Source organism: Escherichia sp. HH26CH (genome assembly GCF_009820205.1).
Classification (GTDB): domain Bacteria; phylum Pseudomonadota; class Gammaproteobacteria; order Enterobacterales; family Enterobacteriaceae; genus Escherichia; species Escherichia coli_F.
Map to the genome: position 1 here is coordinate 1 of NZ_VNXM01000005.1, position 15,669 is coordinate 15,669.

At 48.7% G+C, this 15,669-nt stretch carries 14 protein-coding genes and 1 pseudogene; 12 read left to right on the forward strand and 3 right to left on the reverse strand.

Annotated elements, in window-relative coordinates:
* Positions 1-75: 75 nt before the first annotated feature.
* Positions 76-984: a prohibitin family protein gene (locus FQ015_RS00450; protein WP_000646925.1), complete on the reverse strand. Its 909-nt coding sequence runs from the start codon at positions 982-984 to the stop codon at positions 76-78.
* A 375-nt stretch (positions 985-1,359) separates the two neighbouring features.
* Between FQ015_RS00450 and cmtB the strand changes: the two genes are divergently transcribed.
* From cmtB to mscS, 10 genes are all read left to right on the forward strand, one after another.
* A complete protein-coding gene (cmtB, locus tag FQ015_RS00455; RefSeq protein WP_039021546.1) occupies positions 1,360-1,803 on the forward strand; it encodes a PTS mannitol transporter subunit IIA in 444 nt (147 codons plus the stop codon).
* Between the two features lie 27 nt (positions 1,804-1,830).
* Positions 1,831-3,219, forward strand: a complete 1,389-nt coding sequence (gene cmtA / locus FQ015_RS00460; protein ID WP_160523565.1) for a PTS mannitol transporter subunit IICB — start codon at positions 1,831-1,833, stop codon at positions 3,217-3,219.
* Positions 3,220-3,233: 14 nt separating this feature from the next.
* A complete protein-coding gene (locus FQ015_RS00465) occupies positions 3,234-4,511 on the forward strand; it encodes a zinc-binding dehydrogenase (RefSeq protein ID WP_039021544.1) in 1,278 nt (425 codons plus the stop codon).
* Positions 4,508-5,473 (forward strand): class II fructose-bisphosphatase, encoded by a 966-nt coding sequence (gene glpX, locus FQ015_RS00470; protein ID WP_039021543.1) that lies wholly within the window; start codon positions 4,508-4,510, stop codon positions 5,471-5,473. Before FQ015_RS00465 ends, glpX begins: the two co-directional genes overlap by 4 nt.
* Before the next feature lie 21 nt (positions 5,474-5,494).
* Positions 5,495-6,004, forward strand: a complete 510-nt coding sequence (gene fumE / locus FQ015_RS00475; RefSeq protein WP_000224154.1) for a fumarase E — start codon at positions 5,495-5,497, stop codon at positions 6,002-6,004.
* Positions 6,001-6,714: a nucleoside/nucleotide kinase family protein gene (locus FQ015_RS00480; RefSeq protein WP_039021542.1), complete on the forward strand. Its 714-nt coding sequence runs from the start codon at positions 6,001-6,003 to the stop codon at positions 6,712-6,714. Before fumE ends, FQ015_RS00480 begins: the two co-directional genes overlap by 4 nt.
* Positions 6,715-6,998: 284 nt before the next feature.
* Entirely contained in the window at positions 6,999-8,018 is a 1,020-nt protein-coding gene (gene epd, locus FQ015_RS00485; RefSeq protein ID WP_000218480.1) for an erythrose-4-phosphate dehydrogenase, read from the forward strand.
* 49 nt (positions 8,019-8,067) lie between these two features.
* The gene (gene pgk, locus FQ015_RS00490) at positions 8,068-9,231 is read left to right on the forward strand and encodes a phosphoglycerate kinase (RefSeq protein ID WP_000111269.1); all 1,164 of its coding nucleotides are present in this window, start codon (positions 8,068-8,070) and stop codon (positions 9,229-9,231) included.
* 214 nt (positions 9,232-9,445) lie between these two features.
* Positions 9,446-10,525: a class II fructose-bisphosphate aldolase gene (fbaA, locus tag FQ015_RS00495; RefSeq protein WP_000034372.1), complete on the forward strand. Its 1,080-nt coding sequence runs from the start codon at positions 9,446-9,448 to the stop codon at positions 10,523-10,525.
* Between the two features lie 357 nt (positions 10,526-10,882).
* Entirely contained in the window at positions 10,883-11,758 is an 876-nt protein-coding gene (gene mscS / locus FQ015_RS00500; protein ID WP_160523566.1) for a small-conductance mechanosensitive channel MscS, read from the forward strand.
* 41 nt (positions 11,759-11,799) lie between these two features.
* Here the strand turns inward: mscS and dctP are convergent.
* Both dctP and FQ015_RS00510 read right to left on the reverse strand, forming a co-directional pair.
* Positions 11,800-12,842: pseudogene (dctP, locus tag FQ015_RS00505) on the reverse strand (TRAP transporter substrate-binding protein DctP).
* Between the two features lie 54 nt (positions 12,843-12,896).
* A complete protein-coding gene (locus tag FQ015_RS00510) occupies positions 12,897-13,826 on the reverse strand; it encodes a hypothetical protein (protein ID WP_160523567.1) in 930 nt (309 codons plus the stop codon).
* 214 nt (positions 13,827-14,040) lie between these two features.
* On the opposite strand from FQ015_RS00510, the gene argO reads away from it, so the two are divergent.
* Both argO and FQ015_RS00520 read left to right on the forward strand, forming a co-directional pair.
* Complete coding sequence (gene argO / locus FQ015_RS00515; protein WP_160523568.1) at positions 14,041-14,676, forward strand: arginine exporter ArgO; 636 nt, start codon at positions 14,041-14,043, stop codon at positions 14,674-14,676.
* Between the two features lie 92 nt (positions 14,677-14,768).
* Positions 14,769-15,509 carry an oxidative stress defense protein gene (locus FQ015_RS00520; protein ID WP_000669834.1) on the forward strand — a complete coding sequence of 247 codons (741 nt, stop codon included), beginning with the start codon at positions 14,769-14,771 and terminating at the stop codon, positions 15,507-15,509.
* Positions 15,510-15,669 lie beyond the last annotated feature (160 nt).

Here is a 15,669-nt window from a genome sequence, read left to right on the forward strand (position 1 = left end):
CCTGTTAGGGCGCGGCTGGTAACAGAGCCTTACAGGCGCATTTGAAAAACCTCCGGCTATGCCGGAGGATATTTATTACTTAGTAGAGATAAACGGAACTGTACTGCCGGGGATCATGGTATCGGGTAGCTTACCGTCCCAACGCTCAGCAGTGGTGAGGGCAACAAGTCCGGGATTATCCCGCAGAGCTTCACCGCGCAGGCGGATCGCTTCTGCTTCAGCCGCACTTTTTAAACGAATAGTTTCAGCCTCTGCCGCGCCTCTTACGCGAATAGTCTCAGCTTCTGCTTTGGCTGCCGCCAGTTTACTGTCTGCTTCTGCCTGGGCCTGAGTTACCGCTATTTGCGCCTGGATTTTCTCTGTTTCCAGATTTTGCTTACGTGTGGCAATGGCGACTTCTGCTTTCATTCGATCTTCAATCGATTTTTCATAAGCGTCAGAAAAATCAATATTTTCAATCTGGACACCATCAATCACCACCGGGCCAACAACGGCTTTACGCATTGCATTTTGCAGATCCTGAACCAGTTTTGTACGATCCTGTACCGCGCTGATGGCGGTATATTGGCCGAAAACGTTCTCCAGTTGAGTTGGCAACTGACGGACAATCAGACGATCTTTTAATGCTTCAATGGTGTTGTAGGTGGTATAAACCGCGCCTGCTTCTGAAGGTTTAATGTGGAAGCTGACTGATACTGTCATTTGTGCCGGTTGCTGGTCGCGGCTGTAGGCCTGTAATCCCTGATAAACCACAGCCTGATTACGCGTGGAAATTTTCTCTACGCTTTCCATAAAAGGGATCTTAAAACCCAGACCCGGCTCGGCAACTTTTACGATTTTTCCGTAGCGCAGCAAAATGCCGCGTTCACCTTCATTAACGGTGTAATACGAGAGAAATGGCAGCACAACCACGGTAAGCACGCCAATGGCGATAGCAATAGATTTTTGTGGGCGAAATGAGGTTATTGAAACAGGCGCTTTCATGAGAATCTTCCTTGAGTAAAGTGTGGGAATATGTCACATGAGGTGAGGAGAAAACAGCCAACAGGTGAGAATTCAGAATCTATAAAGGGGGAGAGCGAAAAACATCGGCTAAAAAAGTATGTTTTCGAACATTCAATAGATAAATAGAGATATGCATCACAAATACATAGGCAGATAAAACATTGGTTTTGTGATAAACATAACAAACACAAACTTGACTTTATAAGTATAAATTTCATGTTGTTGTTATTTAAAATTTTATTATTTTGGTTCATGTTTTTTTTCTTCTCGCGTGCCCAATTGCTTTCATTAAATCGCACGAGTATTTTATTTTTACCGCCGGACGGTACCCTAAAAATAAAATAAGGATAATTTATGCGGCTTATTGATTATTTTCCAGAATCATCAATCTCAGTTATACATTCAGCAAAAGATTGGCAGGAAGCTATCAATTTCTCGATGGCATCATTGCTGGATAAAAACTATATCAGCGAGAATTACATTCAGGCTATTAAAGATTCCACCATTAACAATGGCCCTTATTATATTCTCGCACCAGGCGTGGCAATGCCTCATGCGCGACCGGAATGTGGGGCGCTTAAAACCGGGATGTCTTTGACGTTACTTAAACAAGGCGTTTATTTTCCGGGGAATGACGAACCGATTAAATTACTTATCGGTCTTTCTGCTGCCGATGCCGATTCGCACATTGGTGCTATTCAGGCGTTAAGTGAATTGTTGTGCGAAGAAGAAATACTTGAACAACTCTTAACTGCAACATCAGAAAAACAATTAGCGGACATTATCAGCCGCGAATAATGACTCTCTCCTCTACAGGATAATATTATGGAAAACAAGTCTGCTCGTGCAAAGGTCCAGGCTTTTGGGGGCTTTTTGACTGCAATGGTCATTCCCAATATTGGTGCTTTTATTGCCTGGGGTTTTATAACGGCGTTATTTATTCCCACCGGTTGGTTGCCTAACGAACATTTCGCCAAAATTGTCGGCCCCATGATCACCTATTTATTACCGGTGATGATTGGTTCTACCGGTGGCCATTTAGTCGGCGGTAAACGCGGCGCAGTCATGGGCGGAATAGGGACAATTGGTGTAATCGTCGGCGCAGAGATTCCGATGTTCCTTGGCTCAATGATCATGGGACCGTTAGGTGGGCTGGTCATAAAATATGTCGATAAGGCACTGGAAAAACGCATACCTGCTGGTTTTGAGATGGTTATCAATAACTTCTCATTAGGTATCACCGGGATGCTCCTTTGTCTGCTGGGTTTTGAAGTTATCGGCCCGGCGGTGTTAATTGCCAATACTTTCGTCAAAGAGTGTATTGAGGCGCTGGTACATGCGGGCTATCTGCCTTTGCTGTCAGTCATCAATGAACCGGCGAAAGTGCTTTTCCTCAATAACGCGATAGATCAGGGCGTCTATTACCCGTTGGGGATGCAACAGGCTTCAGTTAACGGTAAATCCATCTTCTTTATGGTGGCGTCCAACCCTGGGCCTGGCTTAGGACTGCTGCTGGCGTTTACTTTGTTTGGTAAAGGGATGAGTAAACGTTCTGCGCCCGGGGCGATGATTATTCACTTCCTCGGTGGGATCCACGAACTGTATTTCCCGTATGTGCTGATGAAGCCGCTGACCATTATTGCCATGATTGCCGGCGGTATGTCTGGCACCTGGATGTTTAACTTACTGGACGGTGGTCTGGTGGCTGGTCCAAGTCCGGGGTCTATCTTTGCTTACCTTGCACTGACGCCGAAAGGTTCGTTCCTGGCGACAATTGCCGGTGTTACGGTAGGTACCCTGGTGTCCTTTGCTATCACTTCCGTAATACTGAAGATGGAAAAAACGGTGGAAACGGAGAGCGAAGATGAGTTTGCGCAGTCCGCCAATGCGGTTAAGGCGATGAAACAAGAAGGTGCATTCTCGTTAAGCCGGGTTAAGCGTATCGCCTTTGTTTGCGATGCGGGAATGGGCTCCAGCGCGATGGGCGCAACCACCTTCCGTAAGCGCCTGGAAAAAGTGGGGCTGGCAATAGAAGTAAAACATTACGCGATAGAAAACGTGCCTGCGGATGTGGATATCGTCGTTACTCACGCTAGTCTGGAAGGGCGCGTGAAACGCGTGACGGATAAACCGCTGATATTGATTAATAACTATATTGGCGATCCCAAACTCGACACTTTATTTAATCAATTAACCGCTGAACATAAAAACTGATTGCCGAGGTAAAAATGAAAACCAAAGTTGCTGCTATTTATGGCAAGCGGGATGTCCGTCTGCGCGAATTTGAACTGCCCGAAATTACCGATAATGAACTGCTGGTGAGTGTAATTTCTGACAGTGTGTGTTTATCGACCTGGAAAGCGGCGTTACTCGGTAGCGAACATAAACGGGTGCCCGACGATTTAGAAAATCATCCGGTCATTACCGGGCATGAATGTGCCGGGATTATTGTTGAAGTGGGGAAAAATCTTACCGACAAATATAAAAAAGGCCAACGTTTTGTATTGCAACCGGCGATGGGGCTACCAAGCGGGTATTCTGCGGGATACAGCTACGAATATTTTGGCGGTAATGCTACCTATATGATTATTCCGGAGATCGCCATTAACCTGGGCTGCGTATTACCGTATCACGGATCTTATTTTGCTGCGGCGTCTCTGGCAGAGCCGATGTGCTGCATTATTGGCGCTTATCATGCCAATTATCACACCACGCCATATGTTTATGAGCATCGCATGGGCGTGAAACCTGGTGGCAATATTGCGCTGCTGGCGTGTGCGGGCCCGATGGGGATAGGCGCTATCGATTACGCTATTCACGGCGGCATACAACCGTCGCGGGTAGTGGTGGTCGATATCGACGACAAACGCCTGGCACAGGTGCAGAAGCTGCTGCCGGTGGAGCTGGCGGCCAGCAAAGGCATTGAGCTGATATATGTGAATACCAAAGGAATGGCCGATCCGGTACAGAAGCTGCGGGCGCTGACAGGAGATGCTGGGTTCGATGACATTTTTGTTTATGCGGCGGTGCCTGCTGTCGTTGAGATGGCTGACGAATTACTGGCGGAAGATGGCTGCCTGAACTTCTTTGCCGGGCCGACGGATAAAAACTTCAAAGTGCCGTTTAATTTCTACAACGTCCATTACAACAGCACGCACGTCGTCGGTACATCCGGTGGTTCAACGGACGATATGAAAGAGGCGATTGCCCTTAGCGCCACGGGACAGTTGCAACCGTCGTTTATGGTGACGCATATCGGTGGCCTGGATGCAGTGCCAGAAACCGTTCTCAATTTACCGGATATCCCCGGTGGTAAAAAACTCATTTACAACGGCGTTACCATGCCGCTCACCGCCATTGCCGATTTTGCCGAAAAAGGTAAAACAGATCCGCTGTTTAAAGAGCTTGCGCGGCTGGTTGAGGAAACGCACGGCATCTGGAATGAACAGGCCGAGAAATATCTGCTGGCGCAATTTGGCGTTGATATCGGGGAGGCCGCGCAATGATGTCCCTGGCGTGGCCATTATTTCGCGTTACGGAGCAGGCAGCGTTGGCTGCCTGGCCGCAAACCGGATGTGGCAACAAAAATAAAATTGATGGCCTGGCGGTCACCGCGATGCGCCAGGCATTAAACGATGTCGCTTTTCGTGGGCGAGTGGTTATCGGCGAGGGAGAAATTGACCATGCGCCGATGCTGTGGATTGGCGAAGAGGTGGGCAAAGGCGATGGGCCAGAAGTCGATATCGCGGTTGATCCGATTGAAGGCACGCGGATGGTGGCGATGGGGCAGAGCAATGCGCTGGCGGTCATGGCTTTCGCCCCTCGAGATAGCCTGTTACACGCGCCCGATATGTATATGAAAAAACTGGTTGTTAATCGGCTGGCGGCGGGCGCGATTGATCTGTCTTTGCCTCTGGCGGACAACTTGCGCAACGTGGCGAAAGCGTTAGGCAAACCGCTGGACAAGTTGCGTATGGTTACGCTGGATAAACCGCGCCTGAGTGCCGCAATTGAGGAAGCAACACAGCTGGGCGTGAAGGTTTTTGCCCTGCCGGATGGCGATGTCGCCGCCAGCGTGCTGACCTGCTGGCAAGATAATCCTTACGACGTGATGTACACCATCGGCGGTGCGCCAGAAGGCGTGATTTCTGCCTGCGCCGTTAAAGCATTAGGCGGGGATATGCAGGCCGAGCTGATTGATTTTTGTCAGGCCAAAGGGGATTACACGGAAAATCGGCAGATTGCAGAACAGGAACGCCAGCGTTGCAAGGCAATGGGCGTTGACGTTAACCGTGTGTACTCGCTCGATGAGCTGGTGAAGGGGAACGATATCCTTTTTAGCGCTACGGGCGTGACGGGCGGCGAGTTGGTGAATGGTATCCAACAGACGGCGAATGGAGTGCGGACGCAGACATTACTGATCGGCGGCGCGGACCAAACGTGTAATATAATAAACTCCCTGCATTGATGGTGATCTATCGGAAGACCAATGGCGACGCTGACAGAAGATGATGTGCTTGAGCAACTGGACGCACAGGACAATTTATTGTCATTTATGAAAACTGCACATGCCATTTTGCTCCAGGGGATACGCCAGTTTCTGCCGTCGCTGTTTGTCGATAACGATGAAGAGATCGTGGAATATGCAGTGAAGCCGTTACTCGCTCAAAGCGGCCCGCTTGACGATATTGATGTTGCGCTACGTTTGATTTTTGCGCTGGGGAAAATGGACAAATGGCTGTATGCCGATATCACGCACTTTTCCCAGTTCTGGCATTACCTGAATGAACAGGATGAAACGCCCGGATTTGCCGATGACATTACCTGGGATTTTATCAGCAACGTCAATAGCATAACCCGCAATGCGACGCTCTATGACGCGTTAAAAGCGATGAAGTTCGCTGATTTCGCCGTCTGGTCAGAGGTGCGTTTTAGTGGGATGGTCAAAACGGCGCTGACGCTGGCAGTAACGACCACCTTAAAGGAATTAACGCCGTGAAAATCGAACTGACGGTGAATGGATTGAAGGTACAGGCGCAGTACCCGAACGAAGAGATTGAAAATGTGCATAAACCGTTGCTGCGTATGCTGGCAGCCTTACAGACGGTAAATCCGCAGCGGCGTACCGTGGTTTTTCTTTGCGCTCCGCCGGGGACGGGTAAATCTACCCTAACCACTTTCTGGGAATATCTCGCGCAACAAGACCCGGAACTACCCGCTATTCAGACGCTGCCGATGGATGGTTTTCACCATTACAATAGCTGGCTGGATGCGCATCAATTGCGCCCCTTTAAAGGCGCACCAGAGACATTCGATGTGGCAAAACTGGCGGAAAATCTGCGCCAGGTAATGGAAGGGGATTGTACGTGGCCGCAGTACGATCGACAAAAGCATGATCCTGTTGAAGATGCGTTGCACGTTACCGCACCACTCGTCATCGTCGAAGGAAACTGGTTGTTGCTGGATGACGAGAAGTGGCGGGCGTTGGCATCTTTCTGCGATTTTTCTGTTTTTATTCATGCCCCCGTTCAAATTCTGCGGGAACGCTTGATTAGTCGTAAAATTGCGGGGGGATTATCGCGGGATGAAGCTGAAGCTTTTTATGCCCGAACCGATGGTCCCAATGTCGAGCGTGTGCTGCTGAATAGTTGTCAGGCCAATCTGATATTAGAGATGACGGAAGAAGGCAGGTATAACTTCATAAGCTGACAATTTATTCCAGTTATTGTGCGGTTATTATTACGCCAGTCTGGAATAAAGCCTCCTACAAGAAGGGAAGAAAATGTGACGTAAGTCAGATAATTGTCTTCTTTGACTGGACAATCATTCCTTTTATTCCACGTTTCGCTTATTCTAGCTGAAGCGTTTCAGTCGATTAAATGTTCGACAATTAACCAATCAGTCGCAGTTTGCGACAGGTAAGGTTTCCCCGGACGATTTGCTGGATTACTCTGTCTGGCAAATTTGCTCAGGGAAAACCTTGCAGGAGATCTATGACCGTACGCGTAGCGATAAATGGCTTCGGTCGCATCGGGCGTAATGTGGTTCGTGCTTTGTATGAATCCGGACGCCGGGCGGAAATTACCGTGGTGGCAATCAACGAACTGGCGGATGCTGCGGGCATGGCGCATTTGTTGAAATATGACACCAGTCATGGCCGTTTTGCATGGGAAGTACGACAGGAACGCGATCAACTTTTTGTTGGTGATGACGCCATCCGCGTATTGCATGAACGTTCGCTGCAATCGCTTCCCTGGCGTGAACTAGGCGTTGATGTGGTTCTCGACTGCACCGGCGTATATGGCTCCCGCGAGCATGGCGAAGCACATATTGCCGCCGGGGCCAAAAAAGTGCTCTTTTCACATCCTGGTAGTAACGATCTCGACGCGACCGTGGTTTACGGCGTCAATCAGGATCAACTTCGTGCGGAACACCGCATCGTTTCTAACGCTTCCTGTACCACGAATTGCATAATTCCCGTCATCAAATTGTTAGATGATGCGTACGGTATTGAGTCCGGCACTGTGACCACAATTCACTCCGCCATGCACGATCAACAGGTTATTGATGCATATCATCCTGACCTGCGTCGCACCCGGGCAGCCAGCCAGTCGATCATTCCAGTCGATACTAAACTGGCCGCCGGTATCACACGATTTTTTCCGCAATTTAACGATCGCTTTGAAGCAATTGCGGTGCGTGTACCAACCATAAATGTGACGGCAATCGATTTAAGCGTGACGGTGAAGAAACCTGTAAAAGCCAATGAAGTCAACCTGTTGCTGCAAAAAGCAGCACAAGGTGCATTTCATGGTATAGTTGACTATACGGAATTGCCGTTGGTCTCTGTAGATTTTAACCACGATCCGCACAGTGCCATTGTCGATGGCACCCAAACCCGGGTCAGTGGCGCACACCTGATCAAAACGTTGGTCTGGTGCGATAACGAATGGGGCTTTGCTAACCGAATGCTCGACACGACGTTAGCTATGGCTACTGTTGCTTTCAGGTAAGACGCAAGCAGCGTCTGCAAAACTTTTAGAATCAACGAGAGGATTCACCATGTCTGTAATTAAGATGACCGATCTGGATCTTGCTGGGAAACGTGTATTTATCCGTGCGGATCTGAACGTACCAGTAAAAGACGGGAAAGTAACCAGCGACGCGCGTATCCGTGCTTCTCTGCCGACCATCGAACTGGCCCTGAAACAAGGCGCGAAAGTGATGGTAACTTCCCACCTGGGTCGTCCTACCGAAGGCGAGTACAACGAAGAATTCTCTCTGCTGCCGGTTGTTAACTACCTGAAAGACAAACTGTCTAACCCGGTTCGTCTGGTTAAAGATTACCTCGACGGCGTTGACGTTGCTGAAGGTGAACTGGTTGTTCTGGAAAACGTTCGCTTCAACAAAGGCGAGAAGAAAGACGACGAAACCCTGTCCAAAAAATATGCTGCACTGTGTGACGTGTTCGTAATGGACGCATTCGGTACTGCTCACCGCGCGCAGGCTTCTACTCACGGTATCGGTAAATTCGCTGATGTTGCGTGCGCAGGCCCGCTGCTGGCAGCTGAACTGGACGCGCTGGGTAAAGCACTGAAAGAACCTGCTCGCCCGATGGTGGCTATCGTTGGTGGTTCTAAAGTATCTACCAAACTGACCGTTCTGGACTCCCTGTCTAAAATCGCTGACCAGCTGATCGTGGGTGGTGGTATTGCTAACACCTTTATCGCGGCACAAGGCCACGATGTGGGTAAATCCCTGTACGAAGCTGACCTGGTTGACGAAGCAAAACGTCTGCTGACCACCTGCAATATTCCGGTTCCGTCTGACGTTCGCGTAGCAACTGAGTTCTCTGAAACTGCACCGGCTACCCTGAAATCTGTTAACGATGTGAAAGCTGACGAGCAGATCCTGGATATCGGCGATGCTTCTGCGCAGGAACTGGCTGAAATCCTGAAGAATGCGAAAACCATTCTGTGGAACGGCCCGGTTGGCGTGTTCGAATTCCCGAACTTCCGCAAAGGTACTGAAATCGTGGCTAACGCTATCGCAGACAGCGAAGCGTTCTCCATCGCTGGCGGCGGCGACACTCTGGCAGCAATCGACCTGTTCGGCATTGCTGACAAAATCTCCTACATCTCCACTGGCGGCGGCGCATTCCTCGAATTCGTGGAAGGTAAAGTACTGCCTGCAGTAGCGATGCTCGAAGAGCGCGCTAAGAAGTAAAAAATCACAGGGCAGGGAAACCTGCCCTTGTTGCAGCGCGCTTTTAGAGCACGCATTTTTTCATACTCTAAATAATTCGAGTTGCAGGAAGGCGACAAGAGAGTGAATCCCCAGGAGCTTACATAAGTAAGTGACTGGGGTGAGCGAACGCAGACGCAGCACATGCAACTTGAAGTATGACGAGTATAAGGCCCGACGATACAGGACAAGAGACATGTCTAAGATTTTTGATTTCGTAAAACCTGGCGTAATCACTGGTGATGACGTACAGAAAGTTTTCCAGGTAGCAAAAGAAAACAACTTCGCACTGCCAGCAGTAAACTGCGTCGGTACTGACTCCATCAACGCCGTACTGGAAACCGCGGCTAAAGTTAAAGCGCCGGTTATCGTTCAGTTCTCCAACGGTGGTGCTTCCTTTATCGCTGGTAAAGGCGTGAAATCTGACGTTCCGCAGGGTGCTGCTATCCTGGGTGCGATCTCTGGTGCGCATCACGTTCACCAGATGGCTGAACACTATGGTGTTCCAGTGATCCTGCACACCGACCACTGCGCGAAAAAACTGCTGCCGTGGATCGACGGTCTGCTGGACGCGGGTGAAAAACACTTCGCAGCTACCGGTAAGCCGCTGTTCTCTTCTCACATGATCGACCTGTCTGAAGAATCTCTGCAAGAGAACATCGAAATCTGCTCTAAATACCTGGAGCGTATGTCCAAAATCGGCATGACTCTGGAAATCGAACTGGGTTGCACCGGTGGTGAAGAAGACGGCGTGGACAACAGCCACATGGACGCTTCTGCACTGTACACCCAGCCGGAAGACGTTGATTACGCATACACCGAGCTGAGCAAAATCAGCCCGCGCTTCACCATCGCAGCTTCCTTCGGTAACGTACACGGCGTATACAAGCCGGGTAACGTTGTTCTGACTCCGACCATCCTGCGTGACTCTCAGGAATATGTTTCCAAGAAACACAACCTGCCGCACAACAGCCTGAACTTCGTATTCCACGGCGGTTCCGGTTCTACTGCTCAGGAAATCAAAGACTCCGTAAGCTACGGCGTAGTGAAAATGAACATCGATACCGATACCCAATGGGCAACCTGGGAAGGTGTTCTGAACTACTACAAAGCGAACGAAGCTTATCTGCAGGGTCAGTTGGGCAACCCGAAAGGCGAAGATCAGCCGAACAAGAAATACTACGATCCGCGCGTATGGCTGCGTGCCGGTCAGACTTCGATGATCGCTCGTCTGGAAAAAGCATTCCAGGAACTGAACGCGATCGACGTTCTGTAAGATATTCCTTTCTGCTTATCTCAAGGCCCGCTCTGCGGGTCTTTTTTTCGCCAAAAGCAAAATTGCCTGATGCGCTACGCTTATCAGGCCTACATGTATCCTGCAATATACTGAATTTACAGGCTTTTGTAGGCTGGATAAGGCGTTCACGCCGCATCCGGCATGACAAAGTGCACATTGATATCTGTCTGAGCCCCGCTCTGCGGATCTTTTTTCACCAAAAGCAAGGTGATGCAGATGAGAAATCTGTGATCTATTTGGCAAAATTATGCTTTATTGTTTACCCTTGTCAGACTGCCCGTCATAAGGCGGCGGAGTGTATTTCTCCATTTTGAGTCAGTTGAAAAGGAATATTGAATGGAAGATTTGAATGTTGTCGATAGCATAAACGGCGCGGGGAGCTGGCTGGTGGCTAACCAGGCGCTGCTGCTAAGTTATGCAGTAAACATCGTGGCGGCACTCGCGATCATCATCGTTGGTTTGATTATCGCGCGGATGATTTCCAACGCGGTGAATCGCCTGATGATCTCCCGTAAAATCGATGCCACCGTTGCTGATTTTCTTTCTGCATTAGTCCGTTACGGAATTATCGCCTTTACGCTAATCGCTGCACTGGGCCGCGTGGGCGTACAAACAGCGTCAGTCATTGCTGTACTCGGTGCCGCCGGCTTAGCTGTTGGTCTGGCTTTGCAGGGGTCCCTGTCTAACCTGGCCGCTGGCGTGTTACTGGTCATGTTCCGCCCGTTCCGTGCCGGAGAATATGTTGACCTCGGCGGCGTAGCCGGTACTGTGCTGAGCGTGCAGATTTTCTCCACCACCATGCGTACTGCAGACGGTAAAATTATCGTTATTCCGAACGGTAAAATTATTGCCGGGAATATTATTAACTTCTCCCGCGAGCCAGTTCGCCGTAACGAATTTATTATTGGCGTGGCGTATGATTCCGATATTGATCAGGTTAAGCAGATCCTGACCAATATTATCCAGTCTGAAGACCGCATTTTGAAAGATCGCGAAATGACTGTGCGTCTGAACGAACTTGGCGCATCGTCGATTAATTTTGTGGTCCGCGTCTGGAGCAAAAGCGGCGATCTACAAAACGTGTACTGGGATGTGCTGGAGCGTATTAAACGTGAATTTGATGCCGCCGGTATCAGCTTCCCATACCCGCAAATGGATGTGAACTTTAAGCGGGTGAAAGAGAATAAAGAGAGCGAAGCGGTAATACGTTAATCATGTAAAGCGCCCATGAAGTTCATGGGCGCACTACCAATTTAACGCATTGTTTCATCAAGTATATTGGCAACTTTTTGCATGACTTCCCCGGCTTTCTCCACGCCTTCATTATTTTGCTTTTCTACCCACTGAGTTTGCTCTTGCTGATAACCAATTGCTTTCTGCCAGGCGTCCAGTTCTGATTTTTTCAGATAGCGAACCTGTGCTCCTTCCTGCTCAAGCGTTTTTACCATGCTGATCAGGTTGTTATCTAATGCCTTGCCCAGCGCTTTCTCGGTTGTAATGGCAGCTCGTTGAATAGCCTCGCGATCTCTTTTATCAAGGTTTTCCCACGTTTGTTTATTCATTACCAACAGATAAACATGACCAAGCCAGAGAGAAGGGGAGAGCAACACATTCGGCGCAGCACGTTCAGCATGGATGTCATATCCGCTATCAAGATTGACCATTAAGCCATCGAGTTTTCCGTCGCGGAGTGCTGTCGTAATTTGCTCATTCCGCGGTAAGGTTACGGTTTTTGCTCCCGTATGATTTAAATAAGCCCGATGCCAGAAAATGGCTGTTCGCCAGGTGGTTCCCTGAAGCGCAGTCAATTTATCAATGGGCCTGGTAGAGAAAAAGCCTACCGGGTAGCCAAGGAAAAACTGTAAATTCACGATATTGTTACGGTCAAGTTCAGCGTTAACTCAGGTATTTCTGCATAAACGCGACGAAAAAATTCTACCTGACTGGCTCCATAATCCGGACCAATAGAAAAGCTCTTGAAGATTTGATGAAGCGGCAATTGTTTCGCTGTGTATTCCGGCACTACTATACCCATATCAGCTTTACTGCCATCGCTTATCGTCGCCAGTGCATCATAGCTGATGGCGGTTTCACCGTTCCAGTGTGGTTCGATTTTCAAACGCCCCTGAGATTCTTTTTCGATTTCTGCAAAAAATGTATTTTGAATTAGCTGAGTACGCATTCCACTATAAGATTCATGATCGTTATAGCGCAGAATTTTTTCTGCTGCAAAATTGGGCGTAGATATCAGAAGTGATCCTGATAACACAGAGAATAAGAATGGCTTGAATATCATGTCAGTTCCTTCTGTAATTTTATTGGTCATCATTAATATTAAAAGCTGTGAACTTTAACAACTAAAATCAAACTTCATATTTTTAAAGTCCAGCCAGGCATTACCTGCACCGAAATTATACCCACCGAAATACTCTTCAAACTCAATATAATAAGGCGACATTTCGTTTGGTATAGACTGCACGGGCGCCATTGAACCACCGAGATGATTGGGCAGATGTGCACTATGCCACTGATGAGTTTCACATTTACTCTTTCCCTCTGCATCTTTAGAAAAATAATGAATGGACTGATATTCCGTATTATTTCTTTCTGTGGGGCTAATTCCCGCATTAGGATCAAAAGCGCGCGGCTCGCATGAAATCGCCAGATTGTAAGCCAGCGACTGCTCAGGAATGGTGCCCATTTTACGGTATACAAAATTGCTTTCAGGCGTATCTTTTGGTCTGACGTTAGCCTGAAAATAACTAAAAGCACTGCCGCTAGTCAGCCATTCTGGCGTATCTTGCTGGTCGCGATAGTGGTTAGGTATAAGTTCAGGTGGCTGACAAAATGGGCCGTTGAACTCGTGCTGGGTGAGTAAAATTACCGCATAAGAACAGCCTAATATATCTTCCATCCGAAATAGCCGTGGATGTCGTTGCTTTTCTGCCTGCCAGAAAACATAAAGGTCTGGATCTTCGGGTGGGGTGCTGGATTCAAAATTCTCAAACACATCCAATATTTCTTCTGTACATGGTGTTCCGCCATCGTTGTGCTCGGGCGCAACAGCAAAGAAAGATAATGCGACAATCTCTGGCCCATAAATCCGATAATCTTCCGGCAACAGCAGGGTAAATCCATGATTCAATGGGAAACCATTATTTGGATCCAGCGGCCACTGTTCGGGCGTTATGCCTGGTGGTAGGCCAAAGCACCAACCTTGTCGGCGTGGCATATTTTCGTGGATAGGGTAGGGGAGAAGAGTGAGATCATAGGCTTGCATAGTGTTAGTCCTTTACAACGCTAGCAGGAAAGAGAGCCATAACGCCGTTTATGTTATGGGGAATGATGAGATCTTTATCCTAAAATAAGTTACCGAATAGAATTATTTATTTTTTTATTAAAATTATTTATATGCTATTAGCATTATAAATTTTATCTAATAACAATCCCGCGATATAGTCTCTTCATCAGATACTTAATTCGGAATATCCAACGTGTTTTCTTATTACTTTCAAGGCCTTGTACTTGGGGCAGCTATGATCCTGCCGCTCGGTCCACAAAATGCTTTTGTGATGAATCAGGGCATTCGTCGTCAGTACCACATTATGATTGCCTTACTTTGTGCTATCAGCGATTTGGTCCTGATTTGCGCCGGGATTTTTGGTGGCAGCGCGTTATTGATGCAGTCGCCGTGGTTGCTTGCGCTGGTCACCTGGGGCGGCGTAGCCTTCTTGCTGTGGTATGGTTTTGGCGCTTTTAAAACAGCAATGAGCAGTAATATTGAGTTAGCCAGTGCCGAAGTCATGAAGCAAGGCAGATGGAAAATTATCGCCACCATGTTGGCAGTGACCTGGCTGAATCCGCATGTTTACCTGGATACTTTTGTTGTACTGGGCAGCCTTGGTGGGCAGCTTGACGTCGAACCAAAACGTTGGTTTGCGCTCGGGACAATTAGCGCCTCTTTCCTGTGGTTCTTTGGTCTGGCTCTTCTCGCAGCCTGGCTGGCACCGCGCCTGCGCACGGCAAAATCACAGCGCATTATCAATCTGGTAGTGGGATGTGTTATGTGGTTTATTGCCTTGCAGCTGGCGAGAGACGGTATTGCGCATGCACAAGCCTTGTTCAGTTAGGCGCTATCTGATGGAAAAATAAAACAGAGGCGCTAAGCTTGCCTCCAGAGGTCCTGAATTTTGGGCAAGTCAATTAACACGGAGAGACTAACGTGAAGTTCAAAGTTATCGCCCTGGCGGCATTAATGGGTATTAGCGGGATGGCAGCGCAGGCTAACGAATTGCCGGATGGACCGCATATTGTCACCTCCGGTACGGCAAGCGTGGATGCGGTGCCAGACATTGCCACTCTTGCGATTGAAGTCAACGTGGCCGCGAAGGATGCCGCTACTGCCAAGAAACAGGCGGATGAGCGCGTCGCACAATACATTTCCTTCCTTGAACTCAATCAGATCGCGAAAAAAGATATCAGCTCAGCGAACTTACGCACCCAGCCAGATTATGATTATCAGGATGGTAAAAGTATCCTGAAAGGCTACCGTGCTGTGAGAACGGTGGAAGTCACGCTCCGTCAGTTAGACAAACTGAATTCCTTGCTGGATGGTGCGCTGAAGGCGGGTCTTAACGAAATTCGTTCTGTATCGCTGGGCGTGGCGCAGCCGGATGCCTATAAAGACAAAGCGCGTAAGGCAGCGATTGATAACGCGATTCATCAGGCGCAGGAACTGGCGAACGGCTTTCATCGTAAACTAGGGCCGGTATATAGCGTGCGCTACCATGTTTCCAACTATCAGCCCAGCCCAATGGTGCGGATGATGAAAGCCGATGCCGCGCCGGTCTCAGCCCAGGAAACTTACGAGCAGGCTGCTATTCAGTTTGATGATCAGGTCGATGTGGTCTTCCAGTTAGAACCTGTGGATCAACAACCCGCTAAAACACCTGCCGCACAATAATACTTGTAGCCCGACGTATTGGTCGGGCTAATGCCTTTACCCGATATTGCCTCCTTTTTCTGTAATTTTCTGTAAAACCATGACGTAATCACCTATCTTTGCTCGCGGTTTCATCAAGGATAGGCTGACTGAAACGGTTAAGCGGACAAGGATGCGGGGG